This is a genomic window from Streptomyces sp. NPDC058274 (assembly GCF_042881375.1).
In the GTDB taxonomy this organism is placed as follows: Bacteria; Actinomycetota; Actinomycetes; order Streptomycetales; family Streptomycetaceae; genus Streptomyces.
Genome location: NZ_JBHVXW010000009.1, coordinates 217,502 through 241,623, shown reverse-complemented (window position 1 = coordinate 241,623; position 24,122 = coordinate 217,502). Strand labels below are relative to the sequence as shown.

At 71.7% G+C, this 24,122-nt stretch carries 19 protein-coding genes; 8 read left to right on the top strand and 11 right to left on the bottom strand.

Annotated features, from left to right (window positions below; all coding sequences use genetic code 11):
• Positions 1 to 20: 20 nt before the first annotated feature.
• The 3 genes from ACFVYF_RS20405 to ACFVYF_RS20395 all read right to left on the bottom strand — a co-directional run bounded on the left by ACFVYF_RS20405 (position 21) and on the right by ACFVYF_RS20395 (position 2,828).
• Entirely contained in the window at positions 21 to 716 is a 696-nt protein-coding gene (locus tag ACFVYF_RS20405; protein ID WP_389457158.1) for a ribonuclease H, read from the bottom strand.
• 1 nt (position 717) lies between these two features.
• A complete protein-coding gene (locus ACFVYF_RS20400; RefSeq protein WP_389457156.1) occupies positions 718 to 1,677 on the bottom strand; it encodes a helix-turn-helix domain-containing protein in 960 nt (319 codons plus the stop codon).
• A gap of 353 nt (positions 1,678 to 2,030) precedes the next feature.
• Positions 2,031 to 2,828: a VOC family protein gene (locus tag ACFVYF_RS20395; protein ID WP_389457154.1), complete on the bottom strand. Its 798-nt coding sequence runs from the start codon at positions 2,826 to 2,828 to the stop codon at positions 2,031 to 2,033.
• A gap of 153 nt (positions 2,829 to 2,981) precedes the next feature.
• On the opposite strand from ACFVYF_RS20395, the gene ACFVYF_RS20390 reads away from it, so the two are divergent.
• Positions 2,982 to 3,998: a zinc-binding alcohol dehydrogenase family protein gene (locus ACFVYF_RS20390; protein ID WP_389457262.1), complete on the top strand. Its 1,017-nt coding sequence runs from the start codon at positions 2,982 to 2,984 to the stop codon at positions 3,996 to 3,998.
• A 71-nt stretch (positions 3,999 to 4,069) separates the two neighbouring features.
• Here the strand turns inward: ACFVYF_RS20390 and ACFVYF_RS20385 are convergent, their stop codons facing one another.
• A complete protein-coding gene (locus ACFVYF_RS20385) occupies positions 4,070 to 4,915 on the bottom strand; it encodes a neocarzinostatin apoprotein domain-containing protein (RefSeq protein WP_389457153.1) in 846 nt (281 codons plus the stop codon).
• 128 nt (positions 4,916 to 5,043) lie between these two features.
• The gene (locus ACFVYF_RS20380) at positions 5,044 to 6,246 is read right to left on the bottom strand and encodes an SGNH/GDSL hydrolase family protein (RefSeq protein WP_389457151.1); all 1,203 of its coding nucleotides are present in this window, start codon (positions 6,244 to 6,246) and stop codon (positions 5,044 to 5,046) included.
• A 228-nt stretch (positions 6,247 to 6,474) separates the two neighbouring features.
• Between ACFVYF_RS20380 and ACFVYF_RS20375 the strand changes: the two genes are divergently transcribed.
• Both ACFVYF_RS20375 and ACFVYF_RS20370 read left to right on the top strand, forming a co-directional pair.
• The gene (locus tag ACFVYF_RS20375; protein WP_389457149.1) at positions 6,475 to 7,389 is read left to right on the top strand and encodes an SGNH/GDSL hydrolase family protein; all 915 of its coding nucleotides are present in this window, start codon (positions 6,475 to 6,477) and stop codon (positions 7,387 to 7,389) included.
• A 291-nt stretch (positions 7,390 to 7,680) separates the two neighbouring features.
• A complete protein-coding gene (locus ACFVYF_RS20370; RefSeq protein ID WP_389457147.1) occupies positions 7,681 to 8,940 on the top strand; it encodes a glycoside hydrolase family 71/99-like protein in 1,260 nt (419 codons plus the stop codon).
• Positions 8,941 to 9,060: 120 nt separating this feature from the next.
• Here the strand turns inward: ACFVYF_RS20370 and ACFVYF_RS20365 are convergent, their stop codons facing one another.
• From ACFVYF_RS20365 to ACFVYF_RS20340, 6 genes are all read right to left on the bottom strand, one after another.
• Entirely contained in the window at positions 9,061 to 11,304 is a 2,244-nt protein-coding gene (locus ACFVYF_RS20365; RefSeq protein ID WP_389457146.1) for an ROK family protein, read from the bottom strand.
• Positions 11,297 to 14,383 carry an alpha-mannosidase gene (locus tag ACFVYF_RS20360; protein ID WP_389457144.1) on the bottom strand — a complete coding sequence of 1,029 codons (3,087 nt, stop codon included), beginning with the start codon at positions 14,381 to 14,383 and terminating at the stop codon, positions 11,297 to 11,299. The genes ACFVYF_RS20365 and ACFVYF_RS20360 overlap by 8 nt, the downstream gene beginning before the upstream one ends.
• A 230-nt stretch (positions 14,384 to 14,613) precedes the next feature.
• A complete protein-coding gene (locus tag ACFVYF_RS20355) occupies positions 14,614 to 15,696 on the bottom strand; it encodes a Gfo/Idh/MocA family protein (protein ID WP_389457142.1) in 1,083 nt (360 codons plus the stop codon).
• Positions 15,681 to 16,358: a ThuA domain-containing protein gene (locus ACFVYF_RS20350; protein WP_389457140.1), complete on the bottom strand. Its 678-nt coding sequence runs from the start codon at positions 16,356 to 16,358 to the stop codon at positions 15,681 to 15,683. Before ACFVYF_RS20350 ends, ACFVYF_RS20355 begins: the two co-directional genes overlap by 16 nt.
• Positions 16,355 to 17,638, bottom strand: coding sequence for an enolase C-terminal domain-like protein (locus ACFVYF_RS20345; protein WP_389457138.1), 1,284 nt, complete (start codon positions 17,636 to 17,638; stop codon positions 16,355 to 16,357). Before ACFVYF_RS20345 ends, ACFVYF_RS20350 begins: the two co-directional genes overlap by 4 nt.
• A 228-nt stretch (positions 17,639 to 17,866) precedes the next feature.
• The gene (locus ACFVYF_RS20340) at positions 17,867 to 18,652 is read right to left on the bottom strand and encodes an IclR family transcriptional regulator (RefSeq protein WP_389457136.1); all 786 of its coding nucleotides are present in this window, start codon (positions 18,650 to 18,652) and stop codon (positions 17,867 to 17,869) included.
• Between the two features lie 159 nt (positions 18,653 to 18,811).
• Between ACFVYF_RS20340 and ACFVYF_RS20335 the strand changes: the two genes are divergently transcribed.
• The 5 genes from ACFVYF_RS20335 (at position 18,812) to ACFVYF_RS20315 (ending at position 24,048) form a co-directional block, all read left to right on the top strand.
• Complete coding sequence (locus tag ACFVYF_RS20335) at positions 18,812 to 20,200, top strand: ABC transporter substrate-binding protein (protein ID WP_389457134.1); 1,389 nt, start codon at positions 18,812 to 18,814, stop codon at positions 20,198 to 20,200.
• A gap of 113 nt (positions 20,201 to 20,313) precedes the next feature.
• Positions 20,314 to 21,192 carry a carbohydrate ABC transporter permease gene (locus ACFVYF_RS20330; RefSeq protein WP_389457132.1) on the top strand — a complete coding sequence of 293 codons (879 nt, stop codon included), beginning with the start codon at positions 20,314 to 20,316 and terminating at the stop codon, positions 21,190 to 21,192.
• Positions 21,189 to 22,070: a carbohydrate ABC transporter permease gene (locus ACFVYF_RS20325; protein WP_389457130.1), complete on the top strand. Its 882-nt coding sequence runs from the start codon at positions 21,189 to 21,191 to the stop codon at positions 22,068 to 22,070. Before ACFVYF_RS20330 ends, ACFVYF_RS20325 begins: the two co-directional genes overlap by 4 nt.
• Entirely contained in the window at positions 22,070 to 22,918 is an 849-nt protein-coding gene (locus ACFVYF_RS20320) for an NAD-dependent epimerase/dehydratase family protein (protein ID WP_389457128.1), read from the top strand. The genes ACFVYF_RS20325 and ACFVYF_RS20320 overlap by 1 nt, the downstream gene beginning before the upstream one ends.
• Before the next feature lie 8 nt (positions 22,919 to 22,926).
• Entirely contained in the window at positions 22,927 to 24,048 is a 1,122-nt protein-coding gene (locus ACFVYF_RS20315) for a glycoside hydrolase family 99 protein (RefSeq protein WP_389457126.1), read from the top strand.
• Positions 24,049 to 24,122: the final 74 nt, after the last annotated feature.

Here is a 24,122-nt window from a genome sequence, read left to right as displayed (position 1 = left end):
CGGCCGCCGGGGCCGCTGACTCAGGCCTCGGCGGTACGGCACTCCGGGTGGCCCCAGCCCTGCGGGTTCTTCGCGATGGGCTCGCCCGCGGCGTAGGGCCGGCCGCAGAGGCAACGGCCCGGGAACTTCGCCTTGATCGTCCGCGCCGGGGAGGCCGCCCGGGCGGGCTTGCCCGCGGGACGACGGCGCTGGGTGCCCGACGCGGGGGTGTCCGGCGAGGGCGGCGGTTCCGGGGAGCCGAGGTCGCTGCCCGCGGGCTCCTGGACGATGGCCGCCTGGCTCGCCGCCCGGTCCGCGAAGTCGTTGAGGCGGTCGCCGTCGACCTGGTGCGCGGGCACATAGCGGAATTCGACCGAGCGGCCGTCGAGCAGCTCGTCGATGCGCACGACCAGTTCCTGATTGGCGACCGGCTTCCCGGCCGCCGTCTTCCAGCCCTTGCGCTTCCACCCGGGCAGCCAGGTCGTCACGGCCTTCATCGCGTACTGCGAGTCCATCCGGATCTCCAGCGGCACGTCCGGGTCGACCGCCGTCAACAGCCGCTCCAGGGCGGTGAGTTCGGCGACGTTGTTGGTCGCGGTGCCGAGGGGTCCGGCCTCCCAGCGGGTGGGGGTCTCCGTACCGTCGGCGACCACCCAGGCCCAGCCGGCCGGACCCGGGTTTCCCTTCGACGCCCCGTCACAGGCGGCCACAACGCGTTCAAGCATGTCCCCGATCATGTCACGGCCCGCCGGGTGCCTCCGGTCCGGGGCGGGTGCCGCCTCCCCCGCTGATGATCAGCCGCTGGCCCAGCGACGTGGCCGTGTGCAGGACGTACTTGCCGTCACGGTGACTGGCGACCAGTCCCCCGTCGCGCAGGACGCCGATCTGGTAGCTGACGCTGGGCAGCGAGATGCCCACCGCCCGCGCGACCTCGGAACTGGTCCGGGCGCTCGGTCCGGCCACCGCGGTCAGCACGGTGGCCCGGGTGCGGCCGAGGAGCCGTTCCAGACCGTCCTCCGCGGAGCGGACGGCGATGTCGAGCGGGGGCTTCGCGACCGGGTAGACGAGCACGGGGTCGAGTCCGGGGTCCGCGAGCGCGGTGGGTCTGCGCCAGCAGAAGTAGGACGGGACGAGGAGCAGCCCCCGCCCTTCCAGATGCAGATCGCGGCGGACCGGATAGTCCACTTCCAGCACCGGGGCCCGCCAGCGGGCCAGCGGGCGCAGGCCGTCGAGCAGTGCCTGGGTGCCGCCGTCGAGGAGGGCGCGGGTGCGCATGCCCACGTCGTTCGCGACCGCTCCCCGGATGTGCGGCCAGTGCGGCTCCATGAGGGCCCGGAACGAACGGCCCAGCGCCTCGGACAGCGCCTTGAGGCCGTCGCCGCCCGGTCTGCCGAGCGTGCCGGCCCAGTTGGGGACCCGGCGGGACTCGGCCAGCCGGCTCAGGTCACGGTCCAGGCGGGTGCGGGGTGTGCCGCGCACCCGTTCCAGGCTCGCGGACAGGCCGTCGCCGGTGACCGGCGGGGTGAGGAAGTCCGGGATGTAACCGGAGGCGGGGACCAGCTCCCGTAACGGGCGCAGGGCACGGCCCGCGACCGGGTCGGCCAGCAGCCTGGCCCGTGCCGACCGGCGCCAGGGGCCGAATTCGAGCGGTCCCTGTGCGGTCTCCAACCGGCAGATGCCGCATATGAGTTCCCACAAGGGATCAGGCTGTCGGGCCACACGAACGTTCTGCAGATCGTACGGGGTGAAGTGAATGCGGAGCATGGGTCTCTTCCACTCGCAATCCCGGTGGGGGGTCGGCCGCTGGAAGCCGGCGCGGCCACTTGGAGGGACGAGTACGGGCTCCCCATGGTTGCCCTTGCGGGAAACTCGTTCCGTCCTCCCCGGCCTGCCTCAATTCCCGGATTCCACAACGGACTTGCGGACGTTCCGAATCTTGTGAAGGACTCGGGCCGAGGGGCTTGGCGAGGGACATTCTACTTCCGGGCACCCGGAAGCAGCCGCTTCCGGAAGCCCGGGAGCGGCCGCTGCGGGAGGCGCGGACCGGGTGTTCAGGACACGTCGGTGAGCTTGGGCATCGCGCCCTCGGTCGTCGTGATGTCGATGACGGAGAAGGACGCGCCCTGGGGGTCGCTCAGCGCGGCGAAGCGTCCGAACGGCGTGTTCATCGGGCCGAAGCGGAGAATCCCGCCGCGTTCGGTCGCCCGCGCCACCGCCGCGTCGCAGTTGTCGACGGTGAAGTAGACGTTGATGTATGGCGGCACCTCGGGCGGGAAGTCGTCCGTCATCGTCATCCGGCCCAGCACCGCTTCGTCACCGAGGCTGAAGAGCCGGAAGTCGACCTGGTCGTCCTCCATTTGCTGGGCGCGATAGGAGAAGACGGCGGGGAAGAACGCGTCCGACTTCTCAGGAGAGCGCGTGAACACCTCGGCCCAGCAGTACGCACCCGGCACTGCTTTCGCCTCGAAGCCCTCGTGGATGCCGGCCTGCCACACGCCGAACACGACGCCGCCGGGATCGCGGGCCAGCGCCATGGTGCCGAATTCACCGACCTGCATCGGCTCCATCACCACCTCACCGCCGTTGTCCCGGATCTTCTGCGCCGTGGCCGCGGCGTCGGGCGAGGCGAAGTAGAGACACCAGGCGGAGTGGCCCTCCTGCCCGGGCATGGGCGGTACGACGGCGGCCACCGCCTTGCCGTCCGCATACGCCTGCGTGTAGTTGCCGTACTCGGACGACGCCTCGCTGAACGTCCAGCCGAGTACGTCACCGTAGAAACTCTTGGCCCCTTCGACATCGCTGAACATCGCGTCGGCCCAACACGGCGTTCCTTCTGGTTGTACCGCCATGACTTCGACCTTCTCCGGTTCGAATGGATGGTTTCGCTCCTCACGCTAGTCAGCCCGCGGCGGGGCCGCGCGCCGAGCGCGCGGACCTGGCCGAGACTGGGCAGAAGCGGAGAAACCACACGGACGGCCGGCGACGGGACGGGGCACGGGATGATGCACGCGTGGGAGGTGGCCCGGCCCGGGCCCATCGAGGGGGAGCCACTGCGCTTCGTCGAGAAACCGATCCCGGTACCGCGGGACGACGAACTCCTCGTACACGTCCGTGCCTGCGGGGTGTGCCGTACCGATCTGCACGTCAGCGAGGGCGACCTGCCCGTGCGCCGGCCGGGTGTGACACCGGGGCACGAGGTGGTGGGCGTGGTGGCGGGGACGGGCCGGGCGGTGAGCGGCTACGCGGTGGGCGACCGGGTCGGGGTCGCCTGGCTTCGCCGTACCGACGGCACGTGCGCGTACTGCGCCCGCGGGGCGGAGAACCTCTGTCCCGGTTCCGAGTACACCGGCTGGGATACCGACGGCGGCTACGCGGAGTACACGACCGTGCCGGCCGCGTTCGCGTACCGGCTGCCCCAGGATCTCGACGATGTCGCTCTGGCGCCGCTGCTGTGCGCCGGCATCATCGGCTACCGCGCGCTGCTGCGGGCGTCGCTGCCCCAGGGCGGCCGGCTGGGCCTGTACGGGTTCGGCGGCAGCGCCCATCTGTGTGCGCAGGTGGCGCTCGCGCAGGGCGCCACCGTGCATGTGCTGACACGCGACGCGGCCGCACGACGGCTGGCCCTCGAACTCGGGGCGGCGTCGGCCGGCGGCGCCGCGGAGCCGCCGCCGGAGCCGCTGGACAGCGCGATCCTGTTCGCTCCGGTCGGCGAGCTGGTCCCGGTCGCGCTGCGCGCGCTGGACCGCGGCGGAGTCCTGGCGGTCGCGGGGATCCATCTGAGTGACGTGCCGCCGCTGCGCTACGAGCGGGAGCTGTTCTACGAGAAGGAGCTGCGCAGCGTCACCTCGAACACGCGCGAGGACGGCCGCGAGTTCCTGACGCTGGCCGCGCGCCACGGCGTCAGCGCCACGACGCACGCCTACCCGCTGTCGCGGGCGCAGGAGGCCCTGCGGGACCTCAAGGCCGGGCGCTTCGACGGGGCCGCTGTACTGGTCAACGACCTGCCGCCGCGCCACTGACCCCGGACCACCGACCGGCACGGGGTTCGCGCGCCGGTGTCCGCGGTGCAGAGCCACGCGCGGCTCTCGACCTACTGGCGGGCGACACCCCGGACAGCTGAGCCGCCGGCCCCGGGCAGCGGCTGTGCGGGGTCGAACCGGAGCGGTGTCCGCACGGTTTCCGGGCCCCGGACGCGGGAGGCGAAGGCGACCAGTTCGCAGCTGCCGCGGGGGCGGCAGTCGACGGTGGCCCCGCTGATCGAGGTGAAGGCCGCCGACAGGGTGATGTCCCGGTCCATGCGCCCTTCGTCGGTCGTCGCGGGCGGCCTGCTGCCGGGCCGGCAGCCGAGGGTGTCCGTCGCTCCCGCGGCGCACTCGAGGACGGAGACGTGGTACTGCGGCTCGTAGCCGCGGCCGCTCACATGGACCGTCTGGCCGTCGGTCAGGTCACGGTCCGGGGTGACCCGCAGGTTGGGCGGCGCCTCCAGCCGGCCGTGCCGGGCGAAGTGCAGCGGCACGGTGGTGAGCAGGGCGCCCGAGTTGTCGGTGAGCGCCAGCGAGCAGGGATCGTCCCGGTCCGCCGTACGGCAGTCCACCGGGCCCGAGTCGGGGCGCAGGAGCGCGTACAGCTTCTTCGGCGACAGGTCGTAGGTGCCGTCGGGCAGCACACGGAACTGCCGCCGGGTGGCGTCGTCGCAGGTTGCCTCCGCCGCGGAGGGGCCGCACTGCTTGACCCAGACGTAGGCCTTCGGCGGGCCGCCGCTGATGCGGAAGGTCACGATGTCGCCGTCCCGCAGTCCCGCCGTCCGGTCGACGTCCAGCGTCGGTCCGGCCGCCGCCTGCACCGGGCCCGCCCCGGTCAGCGCCAGCAGCAGTGCCCCGCTCCCCAGCGCCGCCGCTCGTGCCGCCGTGCGCGCACGCGTCGTCCATCTCGTCATCGACTGGCCCCCCAAGGCTTCCGTTCCCGGTCCGCAGTGCATCCTCGGGGGCGGGACCGGTGAGGGGCCAGAGCACTATCCGGCCAGTCGCCCCCGGCGGACCGTGGGCGGCGCCGACTGGCCGGTCCTCACAGGGCGTTGAGGTCGACGGCGGCCGCCATCGCCGCGTACCCGGCGTCGTTCGGGTGCAGGTGGTCTCCCACGTCGTAGGCCGGGAGCATGCGCAGCGGGTCGGCGGGATCCCGGACCGCCCGGTCGAAGTCGACGACCGCGTCGAAGAGTCCGCTGGTCCGGATGTAGTCGTTCACCGCGAGGCGGGTGGCTTCGAGGGTGGCGTCGTAGACACGCCAGCCCTTGAAGGGGGTCAGGGTCGCGCCGACGACCTTGATGCCATGGGCGTGCGCCTGCCGGACGATCTCCCGGTACACGGCCGTGATCGCCGCCGGATTGGTCTGGTGCGGATCCTGCTGGATGTCGTTGATGCCCTCCATCAGGACGAGGGTGCGCACGTCCGTCCGGGAGAAGACGTCCTCGTCCAGCCGGGCCAGTGCCCGCACCCCGAAGTCACCGCCGTCCAGCAGCAGGCGGTTGCCGCTGATGCCGGCGTTGAGTACCCCCAGCTGCCGGGCCGGGGGCAGTTTCTGCAGCCGGTCCGAAAGGTAGTCCGGCCAGCGGTGGTTGATGCCCTGCGTGGATCCGTAGCCGTCGGTGATCGAGTCGCCGAACGTGACCACCGCGCCGCGCGCCGGCGGGTCGAGGACGTCGACGCCCGTGACGTAGAAGCGCAGTTGGCTGGTACTGGTGTAGGCGGCGCCCGAGACGTCGGCCGCGCGGTCGCCCGCTCTGGCGACGTAGGCGAGCTGCTGCGCCAGCGGGTGCACGGTCTGCAGCCCCGGTATCCGCGGGAGATGGGCGCTCACCAGCAGATCGCTGTCCGGCGCCACCGTCAGGCGTATGGGCTCGCTCTCCACGTCCTGGCCCGGCGCAACGGTCCGGTTCCTGAAGGCGACTTGGCGCACCGTGCCGGGCACGGCATCGGCCCCGGACGCCCGGACGGCCACGGTCACCCGGCCGAGGACCAGCGGGGTCGTACCGAACTCGTTGGACAGCCGGATGCGTACCCGTGAGCCGCCGACGCTGACGTGCACGACCTGGCGGAGCGAGTCGCCCGAGACGACGTCACCCGTCGGTGAGCCCACCACCGCCGGGGCCTGCCAGGTGCCCACCCAGCCGTGCGCGGGGGGCGAGTTGTCCTCCTGGGCGGCCGCGGGCAGGGCGGTCGCCAGAATCAGCGTGAGGGGGACCGCGAACAACTTGGCGCCTCGGAACACGACGTTCACCTCTTGTCTGCGACATGGTCCGCCGGCACCGGAAGGGCAGGGGAACAGCGACAGGGGAATTGGACCCAAGGACCACCGGGCCGTCAAGAACGCGACGAAGCCAAGGACGCTCCGGACCCTGGCGGCCGATGCGGCGACGTGACCGGCGTACGTCTTCCGCCTTCTCCCCCGCTGTGCTTGCCTGGGGGCCCTTTCGGTCGGCGGGGCGGGAGTTGCTGCATGCGAAAGCCGTGGATCGCGGGGGTGTTGCTGGCCGGGCTGCTGCTCGGTGGCTGCGGGGATCCGGCGTCGGGCCCGGAGGCGTCCCCGCCCGTACCGGCGGCCCCCGGGGCGTCGCACTCGCCGTCCTCGACCACCCATCAGCGGCCGGCCGCATCCCCGAGCGTCTCGGCGAAGCGCCCCACCGTGCTCTATCTCGGGGACTCGCTCGCGATGGAGAACCAGAACGTGCTGGGACAGTCCCTGCGGGACGAGGTGCGCGCACGGTATACGAGTGCGCCGTATTCGGGCACCACCCTGTGCGACTACCTGGAGGGCACCACGAAGAAGTCGCTGGTGCCGGCCGCCGACAAGGCGGCCGCGCTGGTGCGTTCGCTGCACCCTGACTATGTGGTGCTCCAGTTCTGGGGCAACTCCTGGGGCTACACGCCCTGCATGGACGGCATCACGTACGACAAGGCGCGCGCCACGTACCTCTCGCGGTACGCGTCGGACGCGGACCGGCTGGCCGACCAGATCGCGACGGCGGGCGGGTCCCGGCGGCCCACGATCGTGTGGGTGCTGCAGGGGCCGGACCCGATCACCCCGGAGCGGGTCCGGAAGGTGAACGCGGTCTACGAGAAGCGGGCCGCCGCCTCGGGTGACCTGGTCGCCGACGCCGGGAAGACGGTGAGCCCGGCCTCGGGCCGTTACACCTGGGCCCAGGAGCTGCCGTGCACCTCGTACGAGCGGAAGCACTCGGCGTACTGCACCCAGCCGGGGCGCGGGCGCACCGAGCTGCACCGCGACGACGACTATCTGCACTTCTGCCTGGCCCCGACCACGTCCAAGCCCAAGCCGTGCCCGGTCCGTTCATCGGGCATTCTGCGCTTCGCGCGTGAAATCACCCGGGTGATCTCCGATCACGTGCGCTGACGGCAGCGCCGACGGGTCGTCAATTCACAATTCGGCGGAATCGGAAAATGGAAAATAAAGAGCCTGACAATCCGCCTGGCCGGGCGCTCCGAATTTTTTAGATTTCCTTCATTCCCAGCGCTTGTAACACGGCGTTAATCTCCTCTACTTTCGCAGCACGCCCGAGGGGCAGGCAGGCCTGCCGCCGTCCTGGACCCCACCCCTTCCAGGCGTGACATCGCGGTGCCCTTTTCACGGTCGCCCGCGATGCCGGTTCTTTCCCGGCAGCCCCCCACATGGAGGAAATCTCCCGTGAGCATCACACGACGCACCCTGCTCGGCACGGCGCTCGCCGCGACAGCGGGACTGAGCACCGCCCAGCACGCGAACGCCTTACCCGCCCCCCTCGACGCACAGGCCCCGGCCGCGAGTCCGCCCGGCGATGTCGTCGGCAAGGTGTCCGTCGGCTATCAGGGATGGTTCGCCTGCACGGGCGACGGAGCCCCGATCAACGGCTGGTGGCACTGGAGTCAGGACATGAGCCGGCCGCCGTCGCTCTCCAACACCACGATCAAGTCGTGGCCGGACATGAGGGAGTACAGCCGCGGATTCGCCACGGCCTACCCCAACCTCAACAGCGGTGCGCCCGCCCGGCTGTTCTCCTCGTGGGACCAGCAGACCGTCGACACCCACTTCCGCTGGATGCGCGAGAACGCCATCGACACCGCCGCGCTCCAGCGCTTCAACCCCTACAGCCCCGAGGGCCCCACGCGGGACGCGATGGCCCAGAAGGTGCGGCAGTCCGCGGAGGCCAACGGCCGCAAGTTCTACATCATGTACGACGTCACGGGATGGACGTCGATGCAGTCCCAGATCAAGGAGGACTGGACGGCGAAGATGAAGGCGCACACCTCCTCGAGCGCCTACGCCCGGCAGAACGGCAAACCGGTCGTGTGCATCTGGGGGTTCGGGTTCAACGACTCGGGGCGCCCCTTCGCGCCGGCGCCCTGTCTGGACGTCGTCAACTGGTTCAAGGCACAGGGCTGTTACGTCATCGGAGGCGTGCCCACGCACTGGCGTACCGGCACGGAGGACTCGCGCGCCGGGTTCTCGGACGTCTATCACGCGTTCAACATGATCTCGCCCTGGATGGTGGGCCGGATCTCCAGCGCGGCCCAGTCCGACCAGTTCTTCCAGAACGTCAACACGCCCGACCAGGCCGACTGCAACGCCCACGGCATCGACTACCAGCCATGTGTGCTCCCGGGCGATCTCCAGGAACGCCACCGCGCCCACGGTGACTTCATGTGGCGGCAGTTCTACAACGTGGTCCGGGTCGGCGCGCAGGGCATCTACATCTCGATGTTCGACGAGTTCAACGAGGGCAACCAGATCGCGAAGACCGTGGAGACGGGCGCCGATGTGCCGGCGGGGTCGGGCATCTGGGCCCTGGACGAGGACGGCACGCGCTGCTCCGCGGACTACTACCTGCGGCTCACGGGAGACGGCGGCCGGATGCTCAAGAAGCAGATCGGCCTGACGGCCACCCGGCCCACTCCGCCGACGGTCTGAGCCGGGGGCCCCGGCCGGGGGACGGTGCCGGGGTCTCCATGGGCGCCGGGGCGGACCGTACGAGGGGGTCCGCCCCGGCGTCGTACGCCATGGGTCCGCCGCCCGTGGGGACTTGAGACGTCAGGCCCGGTCCCTGCCCCGCAGTCGCGGCGTGAACGTGGCGTGGAAGAGCGTGGAGGCGGCGCCCACCGCGGCCGCCTCGGCGCTGAGCACCGACCGCTCCACCTCGACGCGGCGCAGCCGGCGTGCCGTGGGGAATTCGTTGACGGTACGGCCGATCTCCTCCAGGTAGAAGCCGGCGACGTCGTCGGTGAAGAACGGGCCGCCCAGCACGATCAGGTCGATGTCCAGCAGATCGACCAGGCCGAGCGCCCCGCGTCCGACCGCTCCCGCCACCTCGCGCACGGCGCGGACCGCCGCGGGATCGCCGTCGGCGGCGGCCCGGCCCACCGCGCGGTAGGCGGCGGTGCTGCCGCCGCCGGTGCCCGCGGCGCCCAGACCGAGCCGGGCCGCGAAGTCCGGTACGGAGACGGGCGGGTTGCATTCCGGCAGGATCTCGGGGCGGCCGTCGCCGGCCATCCGGCCGAGGGCGATGGCGCACAGCTGCCCGAACTCGCCCGCGTTGGCGCTCACCCCCCGGTAGAGGTCGCCGTTGAGGTAGAGCCCCGAGCCGACGCCCGTGCCCAGGTACAGATACGCGAAGTCCCGTGCCCTGCGGTCGCGTCCGATCCACCGCTCCCCCGCCGCCGCCGCGAGCGAGTCCTTCTCGATGAGCACCCGGCACGGGAAGTGGTCCTTGAGCAGATACAGCAGCGGCAGGTCTTCCCAGGCCTGCATCAGCGGCGGGTTGAGCACGGTGCCGGAGGCGATGTCGACCGGTCCCGGTACGGCCACGCCGACACCGAGCAGGCCGTCCTCGCGTACGGCGCCCCGGGCTTTCCCCAGGGTCTCGTGGCCGAGCGCCACGACCTGCGCGACGAACTCGCCGGGGTCGGTGTCCGCGCTGACCGGCCGGGTGCAGGTGCAGACGATCGCGCCGTCGAGGTCGATGACGACGGCCGTGAGGAGTTCGGGGTCGATGTGCAGACCGAGGGCGTGCGCGGCCGTGCCGCAGAGCCGGACGGGGGTGCGCGGCTTGCCGGAGGTGGCGCGCCGCTGGGCGTCCTCGACGAGGATCCCGCGGTCCAGGAGCGAGCGGGCGATCCGGGACACCGACTGCTGGGTCAGGCCGGTGCGGTGGGCTATCTCGCCGCGCGTGATGCTGCCGGAGAGCCGTACGGCCTCGATGACGACGCACTCGTTGAAGGAGCCGAGGTCGATCTGATTGACCCCGCTGAACGACGCGGAGACGGACGGGAGTTGACCCCTTGCCGGGGCGCGCAGATGTCCGGCGACGTTCTCGCGCAGCCAGTGCACGGGCTCGGCGGGGCCGCCGGTGGGTGGCCGGTGGGCACGCCGTTCCAGTGCGGCGACGAGGTCGAGGTAGACGCGCCGGGAGGACTCGGGGTGGCTGGTGCTGTCGAGCGCGATCATCGCCCGCAGGAAACCGCGCCAGGTGGTCCTTGCGGGGAGGTCGTGGAAGGTGACGGGGGTGCCCGCGTCCGGGTGTCGTCGGGTGTCGCGCTCGGCGGGGCGTCCCCTCTCCCACAGGACGACCGCGTGCAGTTCGATGTCCGGGTGGTGTTCAGCCGCCGCCGCCAGGTAGGCGGGAAGCGCGCCGTCCCTGCGGGTGTCCGCCTCCCGCGCGGGGATGGCCGGGTCCGTGGCCGGCGCGGCACTGAGGGGGTCCAGCGCGCGGGCCACTCCCTCCAGGACGTCCTCACCGATCACCGTGGCGGCCGGGGCGGTACGCGGGGCCTGCGGCCGGGTGCCCGCGAGGAGGACGGCGCTCAGGGGATCGACGTACAGGCCCATCACCCACACGTCGGCGCCGGGCAGGGGTGGCCGGGTCGGGATGTGCGGGGCGGGGGACGCGTCGGGCGGGAGCTGCCAGCGGCGGCGGATCGCGGCCACCGTGGCGTGGGAGACGCCCAGTTCACGGGCGATGGCCCGGCTGGCACCGCTGCCGCCGGGCGCCAGCAGTGCCCGGGTGACGACCTCCGCCTCGTCGACCAGGGCGGGGCGGCCGGTGCGCGGCCGCTGTTCGAGCCCGGGCAGGCCGCCGCTGTGCCAGCGGTGGCGCCAGCTCCCCACCGTCTGCCGCGAGACGCCGAGGCGGCGGGCGATGTCGGCGTCGCGGAGTCCTTCCGCGGCGAGAAGGACGACACGGGCGCGAGTGGCGAGCGGTCCGCCGCTGCCTGCCCAGCCGCGCAGCACGGCCCGGGTCTCGGCCGGCAGGCCTGGGGCGGAGCGCGGTTCAGGCACCGCCGCCCTCCCGGCGTCGCCCGGCGCGCGCGAGTCGCAGGGTGCGGATCTGGAACGGCCGCAGGGCCAGCGGCACGCGGCGGTGCTCGCGGTCCACGGGGTGCGACACGGGGTGCTCCTCCAGGAGGTCGGTCTCGTGGACCGCCTCGATGGGGAAGTCCGCGGCCAGGTCGGCGCGGACGTGTCCCCCGCGTGCTTCGTAGAGCCGTACGACGAGGTCGCCGCTGCGGTCGTCGGCCAGCTTGACCGTCTCGACGACGACATCGGGGTGGTCCACGCGGACGAGCGGGGCACCGCGGCCCGTGTCGGGGGCGGGTCGCAGCGGGAGATTGAGCGCGTACCCCTCGATGAGGGCGTCGTCGAGCGCGGCCCCGGGGCGCAGGGTGTGCCGGAAGCGGTGCAGGCCGCGGTCGGCGTGCGGGTCGGGACCGCGCGATGCCTGCAGGAGCGTATGGCGTACGACGGTCGTGGTGCCGCCGTCGGCACGGGGGTGCCGGGCGACGTCGTAGCCGTAGGTGGAGTCGGTGGCCAGCGCCACGCCCCACCGGTGTTCACCGACGTGGATCCACCGGTGGGCGGAACGCTCACGGGGGGCCGAGTGCGCGTCGGTGTTCTCGTGTGTCGGGTGGGGCACGTGTCCGAACTGCACGTCGGCGTGCGCGACTTCGGCATGGACGTCGAGCGGCCAGGCCTGTTTGAGGACGGTGTCCCGCTCCCGCCAGTCGACCTCCGTGTCGACGGTCAGCACACGGCTCCCGGCCGTGAGGGTCAGGTCCTGGGTGACCGTGGAGCGGCCGGTCCCGCGACGCACGCGAAGAGTCGCCAACAGGGGCCCGTACGCCCGCAGTTCGACCTGTTCCGCGTCGCGCAGCTCGCGGAGGGCGCCTACGGCGCGGCGGTCCGGTTCGGCGCGGTGGAGCTGGAGGAGGTTGCCCGCCTCACCGGGAGCGACGGCGTCCCGTCCGGTGGTGAGGTCGACGGCCGACCGGACGAGACCATCGGCATCCACAAGCACCCTCAACAGACCGTTGTCCAGGACATGTTGGCCGTCGGAGGTCGTCCGCGCGGTGACCGGGGCGGTGGAGTCGAGAGGGAGGCCTGTGCTGCCCGCTCCGAGCGCGGGTGCCTCGGCGAGGACCGCGAGGCGGCCGTCGGGCAGGAGCTGGGCGTTCTCGGAGGCGAGTGCGGTGTCCGCTTCGAGGGTGACGACTTCCCGGCGCGGGTGCGGCGCCGGGTTGAGGACGCCCGGGCCGTCGGAGCCGCCCGCGGCCCGCCGCACCAGCCGGGTGAGCCGGCGCCGGATGTCGCGGTGCTCGTGCTCGGCGTCCTCGTGGACCCAGGCGATGGAGCTGCCGGACAGGATGCTGCGGCTCTGCTGGAGCAGGACGCGCCGCCACAGGGCGTCGAGTTCGTCGTACGGGTAGGGGACGCCGTGGCGCACGGCGGCGGTCGCCGACCACAACTCCGCCTCGTGCAGCAGCGTTTCGCAGCGGCGGTTGCCTCGCTTGGTGCGGGCCTGGCCGGTGTACGAGCCCCGGTGCGGGGCCAGGTCGAGGGCGCCCCGCCAGACCGGTGCCTGCGGGTGGCCTTCCCCTGCCTCGCGGAAGAACTGCCCGGGGTGCCGCATCGTGACGGGCGGGGATCCTTCCAGGTCGCCGAGCCTGCGCGCGCGTTCCAGGACGTCACGCCCGGGACCCTCCGTACCGGAGCCGAGGGGCAGCAGGGAGCGGTCCGCGGGCATCCGGCCGGTGACGTCCGTGACGGTGTCGGCGAGCACGGGACCGGCGAGGGTGGCATCCGCCGCTAAATGGGTGAGGAGCCGGGTGCCGTCGATGCCCTCCCAGCGGACAAGCGGGTGGACCGGTGCCGGGTCGTGGCCGGGGTCGGGTCGCGCGGTGAGGAGCCAGTGGGCGCCCGCGAGGGCGGCGAGCTGCGGGAAGGCGGCGGGGACACCGGCGGCCTGGGGCAGCCACGCGCCGTCGCTGTCGGCGCCGAGTTCGTCCCGGAAGAAGCGCCGGCCGAGGACGAACTGGCGCACCAGCGCCTCACCGCCCGCGAGTTCGGTGTCCGGCTCCACCCACATACCGCCGACCGGCACCCAGTTGCCGTCGGCGACGGCCTTGCGCAGCCGTTCGAAGACATGCGGCTGCTGGTCCCGCATCCAGGCGTAGTGCTGCGCGGACGACGCGGCGACGACGAGTTCGGGGTACTCCTCGGCGAGCGTGGCCAGGGTGCTGAAGGTGCGGGCGCAGCTGCGGACGGTCTCGCGCACGGGCCACAGATTCCCGGGGTGCACATGCGCGTGGCCGACGGCGGCGACCGTGCGGGCCGAGCCGCGGGCCCCCTCGGCGAGGACGGGCGCCAGGACCCGGCGGGCGGCCGCGGCGGAACGGGAGACGGCGTACGGGTCGACCGCGTCGACGGCCCGCTCCAGGGCGGTCCGTATCTCGTGCCGGCGCGGCAGTCCGTCGGGCAGGGCACGCATCAGGCCGTCAAGGGCCTCCATGTCGTGCAGGAGATGCCAGACGTCCTCGTCGCGTACGGCGAGGTCGGCGCGCCGGAGCCGGTACAGCGGGGCGTCCCCGGCGGTGACCGGGTTGCCGTAGTGGACTCCGGTGCCGGTGGCGGCGTCGATGGGGGGATTGGCGGCGGCCTCGACGAGCAGGCGGACGGTCTCGCCGCCGCGGGCGGCGGCGACAACGGGGAGAGAGCCGGTGTGCGGGTGCAAGCCGTGCAGCGGAATGCCGTGCTCGTCATGGACGAGGCCTTCCGCCTGACAACCGTCGTGTCCGGGGTCCTGGCCGAGGTCGATGACGGCTTCGACCCGGCGGCCCGCCCACCGCTGCGGAACGGTGGCGGCGACCCGGAACCAGGTCGTCGACCACGGACGCCCCCAGAGCTCCCCCACCGTGAACGGCGCGTAATCGGCGCGCAGGGCGACGTCCACCGGCACCGGCTCTCCGGGAATGTGCCAGGCGCCGACGTCCATGGGGACGCGCTGCGGATAGAGCGCGGGGCGGAGCCGTTCACCGAGGAATGCGGCTATGCGTTCTTCGCCGGACTTTCTCCGGTCATGCATCGGCAGCCCTTCCTGTCCAGCCAGTTACCGCCATGTAAAACCATGTGTGTTATCAAGTCAACGCCTCGCACGCGTTCCTCCTTGTTGCAGATCGCGACGCAACCGGCGGTTTTTGTCAGGGGAATTGAATTCCAATAGCGGGAGCCTTTGTCAATTAATTCGGCTGACATCCGGAGCGGTAAAGGGCGGCAGGAAGAGCCGCCGCCTTCCTGCCGCCTGTCGGTGGGTGGCTAGTGGGTGCCCACTGCCTCCGGCCGTTCGCAGGTCGTGGCCACCGTGAGGCATCTGCCGCTGTGGGCCGCGTCCAGCAGGGTGAGCATCACGTCCAGTACGTGGTGGGCGAGTTCGGCGGACGCGCGGTGCGGGCGTCCCTCGGCGAGGGCGTCGGCGAGGTCGGCGAGTCCGGTGCCGCGTCCGCCGCCCTGATACCCGGCGGACGCGGGCACGGCCTCCCAGCCCGACCCGCGGTGCACGGCGACGGGGCCCTCGAAACCGTTCGGGTCGGGGACGGAGAGCGAGCCCTCGGTGCCGTGGACCTCGATGCGGGGCAGCCGCGCCGCGTGGATGTCGAAGCTCATGACGAGGGTCGACAGCGCGCCGCCCGCGTGTTCCAGGACGCCGGTGACGTGCGTGTCGACCTCCACGGGGAAGCGTTCTCCCGCCCGGGGCCCGCTGCCGATCTCGCGTTCGGCGCGCGGCCGGGACGCGGCGCCGGTGACGCGGACGACCGGGCCGAGCAGGTGGACGAGGGCGGACAGGTAGTAGGGGCCCATGTCGAGGAGCGGACCGCCGCCGGGGCGGTAGTAGAACTCGGGGTCGGGGTGCCAGCGTTCGTGCCCCGCGGTGGTCATGAACGCGGTCGCCGCCACCGGCCTGCCGATCAGCCCGTCGTCGACCGCCTGGCGGGCGGTCTGGGTGCCGGTCCCGAGCACGGTGTCCGGGGCGCAGCCCACCCGCAGGCCGCCCGCGCGGGCGGCGGCCAGGACCGACGCGGCCTCCTCGCGGGTGGCGGCCAGCGGCTTCTCGCCGTAGACGTGCTTGCCCATGGACAGCGCGACGAGGGCGACGCCCGCGTGGGCCGCCGGAACGGTGAGGTTGAGGACGGCGTCCACGTCGTCCCGGGCGGCGAGGTCGAGCACGGAGGCGGCGACGGACACCTCGTCCGAGGCTCGTACGGCGGCCTCCTTCGCCCGGTCGGGATCCAGGTCGGTGACGGCGGTGAGCCGTACGGTGTCGAGGCGGCCCAGCGTGTCCAGGTAGGCCCCGCTGATCTTGCCCGCGCCGACCATGCCGATCCTCAGCGGCTCGCCCACAGCAGTCCCCTCTCGGTGAGCGCCCGTACCTCGGGCACGTCGAAGTCGTCCGGTTTGTGGCCGATGGCGGACACGAACACGCGGCCCGCGCCCCACGTCCTGGTCCACACGGCGGGCATGACCACGGCCCGGTCCCGTACGTCGTCGGGCGCGAACGTCGTCGTCGCGAGCACGTCGATGAGCGGGTCGGTGGCCAGCCAGTACTGCTCGGTGTGCACGCGGAAGTCGCTCAGTCCGCGGACGACCGGGTGCTCGGCCCGCTCGGGCACGAGGTGCACGTCGTGATCGTGGAAACCCGGCGGATGCATCAGGAACTGGCCGCCGGTGAGGAGCTGGTAGCCGACGTCGCCGCGGAAGGAGTCGACGATGCCGCCGTGCCAGCCCGCGAGTCCGGTGCCCGCACGTACGGCGGCGGCGAGGCCCTCGCTCTGCTCGCGGGTGATCTCGCCCATGGTCCAGCACTGCACGATCAGGTCCGTGGCCGCGAGGAGTTCGGCGTCCTCGTACACGTCGAGGGACTCGGAGGTCTCGACGGTGTGACCCCGGTCCTTGAGGAAGGGCAGGAAGAGGTCGGTGACGGCGAGCGGCTGGTGGCCTTCCCAGCCGCCCCGGACGACGAGCGCCCTTCGCGGTGTGTCGTGCGGTCGCGGTGCGTCGTTCACGGTCGTTGTACGCTCCCGTCGGTGTTGCGCAGCAGGGCCCAGCGGTCGTGTCGGAGGGGTTCGGGAACGGGGTGACGACGGGCCGCGGCTTCGTCGAAGTCGACGCCGTGGCCCGGTACTTCGGGCGGCAGGAGCAGGCCGCCACGGGGGACGACCGTGCCGGGGAAGACCTCGGCGACGGGCGGCTTGAACGTGGCCGCCTCCTGGACTCCGAAGGCATGGCTGGAGACGTCCAGGGCGAGCGTCGCGGCCTGCGCGACGGGGCTGACGTCGGCCGGCCCGTGCGGCGCGAGACGTACGCCGCGCAGCTCGCAGAAGGCGGCGACCTTGCGGGCGGGGGTGAGGCCGCCGAGCGTCGGGATCCGCAGCCGCGCGAAGTCGATGTCGGGTCCGTCGAGGAGCGCCGTGAACTGGGCCGTGTCGCTGAAGAGTTCGCCGACGGCGAGGGGCACCGGGGACACCGCGTGCAGGCGCGCGAAGTGTCTCGCGTCCTCGGGCGCGAGCAGGTCCTCGACGAAGTACAGGCCGGCGTCCTCGACGCGCCGCAGGAAGTCGCGGGCCTGGCGCGGATCGAGCCTCTCGTGCACGTCGTGCAGCAACTCGACCTCGTCGCCGACGAGTTCGCGCACCCGGGTGAGGATCCTCGGGACGGTCCGCAGATATGCCGCCGAGTCCCAGGGCACCCGGCGGGCCCGTACGGCCTCGGGGTCGACGGCCGCCGCGCCGGTGCCGTAGGTGTCGGCGCCAGGTACGGCGGCCTGGATCCGGACGTGCCGGAATCCGCGCTCCCGGGCCGCGGCGACCTTCTCGGCGATCTCGCGCTCGTCGACGCCGTCGACGTGCGTGTAGGCCTCGGCGCCGGTGCGCACCCGGCCGCCGAACAGCGAGTACAGGGGCGCCCCGAGACGCTTGGCCTTGAGGTCCCACAGGGCGACGTCGACTCCGCCGAGGGCGTTGCCGGTGACCGAACCGCCGCGCCAGTAGGCGCTGTTGAGGAGCAGACGGTGGATGTCCTCGATGTCGTCGGGATCGCGTCCGGTGAGCATCGGGGCGAGGTAGTCGTCGAGGACCGAGCGGACCGCGAGGGTGCGCTGCGGATCGCTGGCGCAGCCAAGGCCGTAGAGCCCGGGTTCGTTGGTCTCGACGCGCACGACGAGGTGGGGGCAGCCGTGCGGGGCTGTCAGGAACGTGCGTACGGCGGTGATGCGGACCTTGGCGCCGCGCTCCTCGACCCAGGGGGCCGGGGCGAGGACGGGCGTGCGGGCATCAGCCTGGGCCATGCGAACTCCCGCGTACAGATAGCAGAATGACGTACTGCCATCGGAACGTACGGAGCGCGCTCTACGTTTGTCAACGGCCCTACCAAATGTGGCATCCGGTGGGCCGGAACGCCAGACCCCCGACCGGACGGACGCTTCCACGGCGTCTCCGTAAAGCCCCGTCGTCCACCCGGTGCGGCGAGAGGGCGGGCGAGGCGCCGCGGGGCGGACGGGACTTTGCGGACGCCTCTAGCGCTGCCCGATCCGCTTCAGCAGGGTGCGCAGCGAGTGCGCCGCCTCGGTCACGGCCTGCGCCACCTCCTCCCGGCGCGCGTCGTCCATCCTGCTGCGCGGCGCCGAGCAGCTGATCGCGTCACCGCCGTCCGGAGCGGTGCCGAGCGCGACGGCCACGCACCGGATGTCCACCGCGTTCTCCCCGTCGTCGACGGCCCACCCGCGCAGCCGGGTCTCGGCGAGCTGGGCCAGCAGGGCCTCCGGGTCGACGACCGTGTCCGGGGTCAGCCGCTCCAGCGGCCAGTCCAGCCGGCGCTGCACCTCGGCCGAGTCGTACTGGGACAGCACCGCCTTGCCGAGGGCGGTGGCGTGGGCGGGCAGTCTGCGCCCCACCGCCGAGTACATGCGCAGGGCGTGCCGCGACTCGCGTTTGGCCAGGTAGACGATGTTCGTACCGTCGAGTCTGCCGAGGTGGACGGCCTCGCCCGTCTCCTCCGCGAGGGCGTCGAGCACGGGCCCGGCGAGGCTGGTGACGTCGTCGCCCTCCAGATAGGCGGTGCCCGTCAACAGGGCTTTGAGACCGAGGCTGTAGCGGGTGCCGGACGGGTCGACGTCGACCCAGCGGCGCGCCTCCATCGTGCGCAGGATGGCGTGCAGGCTGCTCTTCGGCACCGACATGGCGTTCGCCATCTCGGCGAGGGAGAGCCGGGCACCGTCCCGCCCGAGGAGTTCGAGCACTTCGAGCACCCGAGCTGCGGATTTGACCTCTTCGACCTTGCGCCCGCGCGCTGTCGTCGTCACCGATTCCACTGGCCCTCCGCCTCCCCACCCCGGCGCCCCACGGCTGACCGGTCAACGCCTCTTCACAGCATGCGTCTTGACGCTATATCACCACGACTCTAAGTTCAGTCACTCCAACGCTATTCGGTGTTCTGAACGCTCGACCCTAGGCAGGGGCTCATGCGTATACCTTTTGCACGAAAAGCGCGGATTGTCGCGGCGGCCCTGGCCACGGCGCTCTCCCTCACCTCCCTCACCGCCTGCGGCGGCTCCTCGGGATCCGGGGACTCCAAGTCTCTGGAGATGTGGACCTTCAAGCAGTCCCATGTGAGCGCATTGCGGGCCGCCGCCAAGGAGTTCAAGAAGGAAACCGGCATCTCGGTCAGCATCGAGGCGTACACGCCCGACGACGCGTATACAACCAAGATCCAGAGCGCGGCAAAGACCGGTGACCTGCCGGACCTGCTGGAAGTGAACTCGGACGGCGGGGACCGCGTGCTCGGCGCCGCCGGGATCCTGGCGGACATCAGTGCCGACTTCAAGGGCGACTGGGCCGACCGTATCCAGCCGGCCGTCCAGGACTCCGGTTTCGTCACGGAGCTGCGCTACAAGAACTCCCTGAACAAGGAGTCAAAGGAGCACGGCATCAAGAAGGGCGCCCGCTACAGCGTGCCCCTCACGGTCGGCACCTTCGGCATCGTCTACGCCAACAAGAAGATGCTCGCCGACGCCGGCATCACCAAGGCGCCCGCGAACTGGCAGGAGTTCCTCGACGCGCTCAAGGCGACCAAGGCGAAGGACCCGAAGAACGGCGGGCTCTCACTCGGTCTGAAGGTGCCGGCCACGGGGCTCACCTGGCTGCTCCAGCCGATGGCGTTCGCCCAGTTGGGACAGCAGGACTACGAGAAACTGTGGAGCAAGGACGAGACCAAGGACTTCGGCTCTCCCAACGGCGTCAAGGTCCTGTCGATGTACGACCAGGTCACCCCGTACTGGATGCCGGGCTCGCAGACCCTGACGATCGACCAGGCCGACCAGGCGTTCGCACAGGGCAAGTCCGCCTTCGATGTCGGCGGAACGTTCACCCTCGCCTATCTCAAGCAGAACGGCATGAACCCCGACGACGTGCTCGCCTTCGGCATGCCCGCGCCCGAGGACGGAGCCGTGCCGGACCTCGCTCTCGGCCCACTTGCCCTGACGGGCGTCAGCATCACCACGTCGAGCAAGCAGCCGGACAACGCCAAGAAGTGGATGGAGTTCCTCTCCCAGCAGGACGTCGCCACGCAGTTCGCCAAGGACGCCACCGACCTTCCCGCCACGGAGCTCGGCGCGGACTCGGCCAAGGTCCTCGGTCCCACCCTCAGCGCCCTGGTCGACAGCTTCAAGGGCACGCCGGAATCGACGTACGACCCGAGCCGCGGTGACGAGTTCCGCCCGGTCGGATACGAGCAGGACGACGTCGGAGCGGTCCTCGCGGACCTCAGTCCGCTGAAGCAGCAGTCCGTCGAAGAGACCGCACGCAAGATCCGCGAGCTCAACCAGTCGTACTGGAAAGCGGCGGGCCAGTGACGACGGCACCCCGACAGACCGTGCCGGCGGCGGTGGACACGCACGGCGGGACCCGCCCGGCGAAGGCTGCCGGCGCTCCCCCGCCGGGCCGCCGCCGGCGCGGGTACGAAGCCATGGCCGGGTATCTGTTCGTCGCCCCGGCCGTGGTGCTCTTCGCCGTGATGGGCCTCTACACGGTCGGCTACGGCTTCGCGCTGTCCTTCGCCACCTGGAACGGGTTCAGCCCGAACTGGACCTGGGTCGGCCTCGACAACTACGCGGACCTGCTGTGGCGCGACCCGATCTACGCACCCCGGGTGCGGCACGCCGCCCTCAACACCCTCTGGGTGATGGTCGCCGCGCCGGCCCTGACGGTCCTGGTGTCGTTTCCGCTGGCGGTGCTGCTCAACCAGGCCAAGCGGTTCCAGACCGTGCTGCGGTCCGTGTACTTCCTGCCGTACGTCACCAGCGGCATCGCGGTCTTCTTCGCGTGGCAGTACATCCTCCAGCCCGATGGCGCGATCAACTCGCTGCTCGAAAGCATCGGCCTGGGGTCGCTCGCGCAGCCGCAGGGCTGGCTCGGCAATCCGTCGACGGCCATGCCGACCATGATCATGGTGACGGTCTGGGGACACGTACCGGTAGCCATGCTCCTGTACCTCACCGGGCTCCAGGGCATCGACCGCAATGTCCTGGAGGCGGCTGAGCTGGACGGCGCGGGATGGTGGCGCACCAACACCTCCGTCATCTGGCCGCTGGTGCGGCCCATCACGGCGATCGTGATGTTGCTCAACCTGCGCGAGTCACTGCAGGGTTTCCAGACCTTCCTGGTCATGACGTTCGGCGGCCCCGGGGACCACACCAATGTCCTCGGCCTGGAGGCGTACCGGCTCGCGTTCCTGAAGAACCTCGCGCCCACGCTCGGCCTGGCCAGCGCACTCGGCTGGATCCTCTTCGCCGCCGCCCTCGTCCTGGCTCTGATCAACCTTCGAGCGCTGCGGAGCAAGACATGACAACGATTTCGGTGGCCCGTTCCCGAGCCGACGCCCGGCCCCCGGGTGACGGCCGTACCCGCAGGACCGTCGCCCGCGCCGTCGTCGGCGTGCTGCTCGCGGCGTACGGGCTGGTCAGCATCTATCCGTTCCTGTGGATGGTGTCGGCCGCGTTCAAGGACCAGGTCGAGGTCGTACGCGGCGGGCACCTCATCCCGGACGACCCGACGTTCCAGACCTTCACCGACACCTGGAACAGGCTGCACTTCTTCGACTTCTTCCTCAACAGCCTGCTGGTGACCGGGTACACGGTGGTCCTCACCCTCGTGATCTACGCGGCCGCCGGTTACGCCTTCGCGGTCCTGCGCTTCCCGGGGCGCGGGTTCCTGCAGAAGCTCTTCGTGTCGCTGCTGTTCGTGCCGGGGATCACGGTGATGCTGCCGATCGTGCTCCTGGAGAACAGGATGGGCATCCTCGGCACGCACTGGGGACTCGTCCTGCCCTTCGTCAACGGCGGCGCCCCCCTGTCGATCCTGCTGATGACCGGCGCCTTCCTGGCCGTGCCCGGGGAGCTGCGGGACTCGGCGCGCGTCGACGGCGCCGGCGAGCTGCGCATCTTCACCCGGGTCTATCTGCCGCTCGCCAGGCCCGCGTTGATCACCGTGGGGCTGCTCACCGCGATCCCGACGTGGAACGAGTTCCTGCTCACGCGCGTGTCCCTCAACGATCCGTCGACGTACACACTCCCCCTCGGCCTGCAGACGCTGTCCGCGGAGAACGTGCCGCACTACAACAACCTGATGGCCGGCGCCCTGATCGTCGTGATTCCCGTGATCCTGCTCTTCCTCAGCCTCCAGCGGTACTTCGTCAACGGACTGGTCGGGGCGGTGAAGGGCTGATGCGCGTCCTGGTCACCGGTGCCGCGGGCCACATCGGACAGCACGTGCTCGCCGAGCTGTTCGCCGCGTCGTACGACGTGGTGGCCACCGACCTCGTGCCGTTCGACGCGCCGCGGGCCGAGCGCGTGCACATCGGGGACCTCCAGGACGCCGACCTCGTGCGCAAGGCGGTGGACGGGGTGGACGCCGTGGTCCACCTCGGGGCGATCCCGCACCCCAACATGGAAGACCACAGCGCCCTGTTCGCGGCCAACTGCCTCACCGCGCACCGGGTTCTCGACGAGGCGGGCCGCGCCGGTGTCCGCCGGATCGTGGCCGCCTCCAGCCTGGCGGCGGTCGGCCTCGCCTGGTCCCCCGTCCCCGTCTCGCCGCTGTACGTCCCGCTGGACGAGGAGCACCCCTCGCTCCTGCGCGATCCCTACGGCCTGTCGAAGGCGGTGCTCGAGGAGACGGCCCGCAGCACGCACCGCCGCTGGGGCACCGATCTCGTCTGTCTGCGCTTCCCGTTCACCGGCAGCGGGGAACGGCTGCGCCGCCAGCTCGCCGATGTGGCGGCCGACCCGGGCGCCCATCGGCACGACCTGTGGGGCTGGCTCGACACCCGGGACGCCGCGGCCGTGGTGCGCCGGGCCCTGGAGGCGGACCTCACGGGCTGTCACGTCCTCAATGTCACCGCCGCCGACACCTCGTCCCCGCTGCCTTCCGCGGAGCTGATGGACCGCTACCACCCGGGCGTGCCGGCCTTCTCGGCGCTGCCCGGGCGCACCTCCCTGTTCGACACGACGGCCTCGGCCGAGCTGCTCGGATTCGTTCCGCGGTTCGGCCGGGCCGGCAACCAAGGAGAGTGACGACAACCATGTCCCGACACCTGGGCTCGTTATCCCGAAGAAGGCTCCTCGCCGGCGGAGCGGCCACCGGGGCCGCCGCACTGATCGGCAGCACGGCGGCCCCGGCCGCGGCACGACCCGAGGACGCTCTCGCGAAGGCGCGCCCCAAGGGCGTCTCCGCGAACGCGCACATCTTCTACTACCCCTGGTACGGCTCACCGGAGGTGTACGGCGCCTGGCGCCACTGGCAGCAGGGCGAACTCACCCCGCCCGACGCCCTCAGCTCCAACTACTACCCGGTGCTCGGCGCGTACGACTCCGGTGATCTGCACGGCGCGGTCGCCCGGCACATGCGCTGGCTGCGGCGGGCCCGTACCGGCGTGCTCGTCAGCAGCTGGTGGGGACAGGGCAGTTACGAGGACCTGATGGCGCCGGTCGTGCTGGACGCGGCCGCCGCCGAGGGACTCCAGGTCGCCTGGCACATCGAGCCGTACCAGGGCCGCGACGCCGCGTCCGTCGTCGCGGACATCCGCTATCTGACGGAGCGGTACGGCACCCATCCCGCCTTCCACCGGGCCGCCGGGCACGGTGACCGCTGCGCCTACTACGTGTTCAACAGCCTGCTCACCGTCGACTGGTCCGCGCTGCACGAGGTCGACGACATCGCCCTCGTCATGGCACAGACCTGGGACGAGTCCCGCATCGGCGACTTCGGCGGCGTCTACACCTACGACGCCATCGCGACCGCCAACCGGCCGGACTGGACCGGGGTCGCCGCGTTCTGCGCCGAGCGCGGCATGGTGTGGGCGCCGTCGCTCGGTCCCGGCTACCTGGACGACCGGGCGGTCCCGGGCAACACGTCCCCGACGCTCGACCGCGCGGACGGCCGTACCTACGACCTGGAATGGGAGTACGCGCTGGCCAGCGGGCACGAGGACGCACCGCCCGACTGGGTGAGCATCACCTCGTTCAACGAATGGCACGAGGGCACCCAGATCGAGCCCGCGACGGCCCGGACACCCGGAACCCTCGACTACCTCTCCTACGAGGGCGCGTACGGCAGACGGGGTGCGCACGCCGAAACCGCTTACCTGGACCGGACCGCCCGCTGGGTGGCCCGCTTCGAGGCCGCACGCGCCGCCCGCGGCTGACGTCCGCCGGGCTCCTCAGGCCGCTGTCACGGCGGGTGCCGCCCCTCGCCTCCCGGCGCCGGGCAGTGTAGACA

What these genes read in the sequence shown, in the direction of transcription:
- ACFVYF_RS20395 (WP_389457154.1), bottom strand. Translation starts at nt 2,828, where the DNA reads ATGGCGGTACAACCAGAAGGAACGCCGTGTTGGGCCGACGCGATGTTC.
- ACFVYF_RS20330 (WP_389457132.1), top strand. Translation starts at nt 20,314, where the DNA reads ATGGCCGGGTATCTGTTCGTCGCCCCGGCCGTGGTGCTCTTCGCCGTG.
- ACFVYF_RS20345 (WP_389457138.1), bottom strand. Translation starts at nt 17,638, where the DNA reads ATGGCCCAGGCTGATGCCCGCACGCCCGTCCTCGCCCCGGCCCCCTGG.
- ACFVYF_RS20320 (WP_389457128.1), top strand. Translation starts at nt 22,070, where the DNA reads ATGCGCGTCCTGGTCACCGGTGCCGCGGGCCACATCGGACAGCACGTG.
- ACFVYF_RS20405 (WP_389457158.1), bottom strand. Translation starts at nt 716, where the DNA reads ATGATCGGGGACATGCTTGAACGCGTTGTGGCCGCCTGTGACGGGGCG.
- ACFVYF_RS20375 (WP_389457149.1), top strand. Translation starts at nt 6,475, where the DNA reads ATGCGAAAGCCGTGGATCGCGGGGGTGTTGCTGGCCGGGCTGCTGCTC.
- ACFVYF_RS20315 (WP_389457126.1), top strand. Translation starts at nt 22,927, where the DNA reads ATGTCCCGACACCTGGGCTCGTTATCCCGAAGAAGGCTCCTCGCCGGC.
- ACFVYF_RS20325 (WP_389457130.1), top strand. Translation starts at nt 21,189, where the DNA reads ATGACAACGATTTCGGTGGCCCGTTCCCGAGCCGACGCCCGGCCCCCG.
- ACFVYF_RS20360 (WP_389457144.1), bottom strand. Translation starts at nt 14,383, where the DNA reads ATGCATGACCGGAGAAAGTCCGGCGAAGAACGCATAGCCGCATTCCTC.
- ACFVYF_RS20385 (WP_389457153.1), bottom strand. Translation starts at nt 4,915, where the DNA reads ATGACGAGATGGACGACGCGTGCGCGCACGGCGGCACGAGCGGCGGCG.
- ACFVYF_RS20335 (WP_389457134.1), top strand. Translation starts at nt 18,812, where the DNA reads ATGCGTATACCTTTTGCACGAAAAGCGCGGATTGTCGCGGCGGCCCTG.
- ACFVYF_RS20390 (WP_389457262.1), top strand. Translation starts at nt 2,982, where the DNA reads ATGCACGCGTGGGAGGTGGCCCGGCCCGGGCCCATCGAGGGGGAGCCA.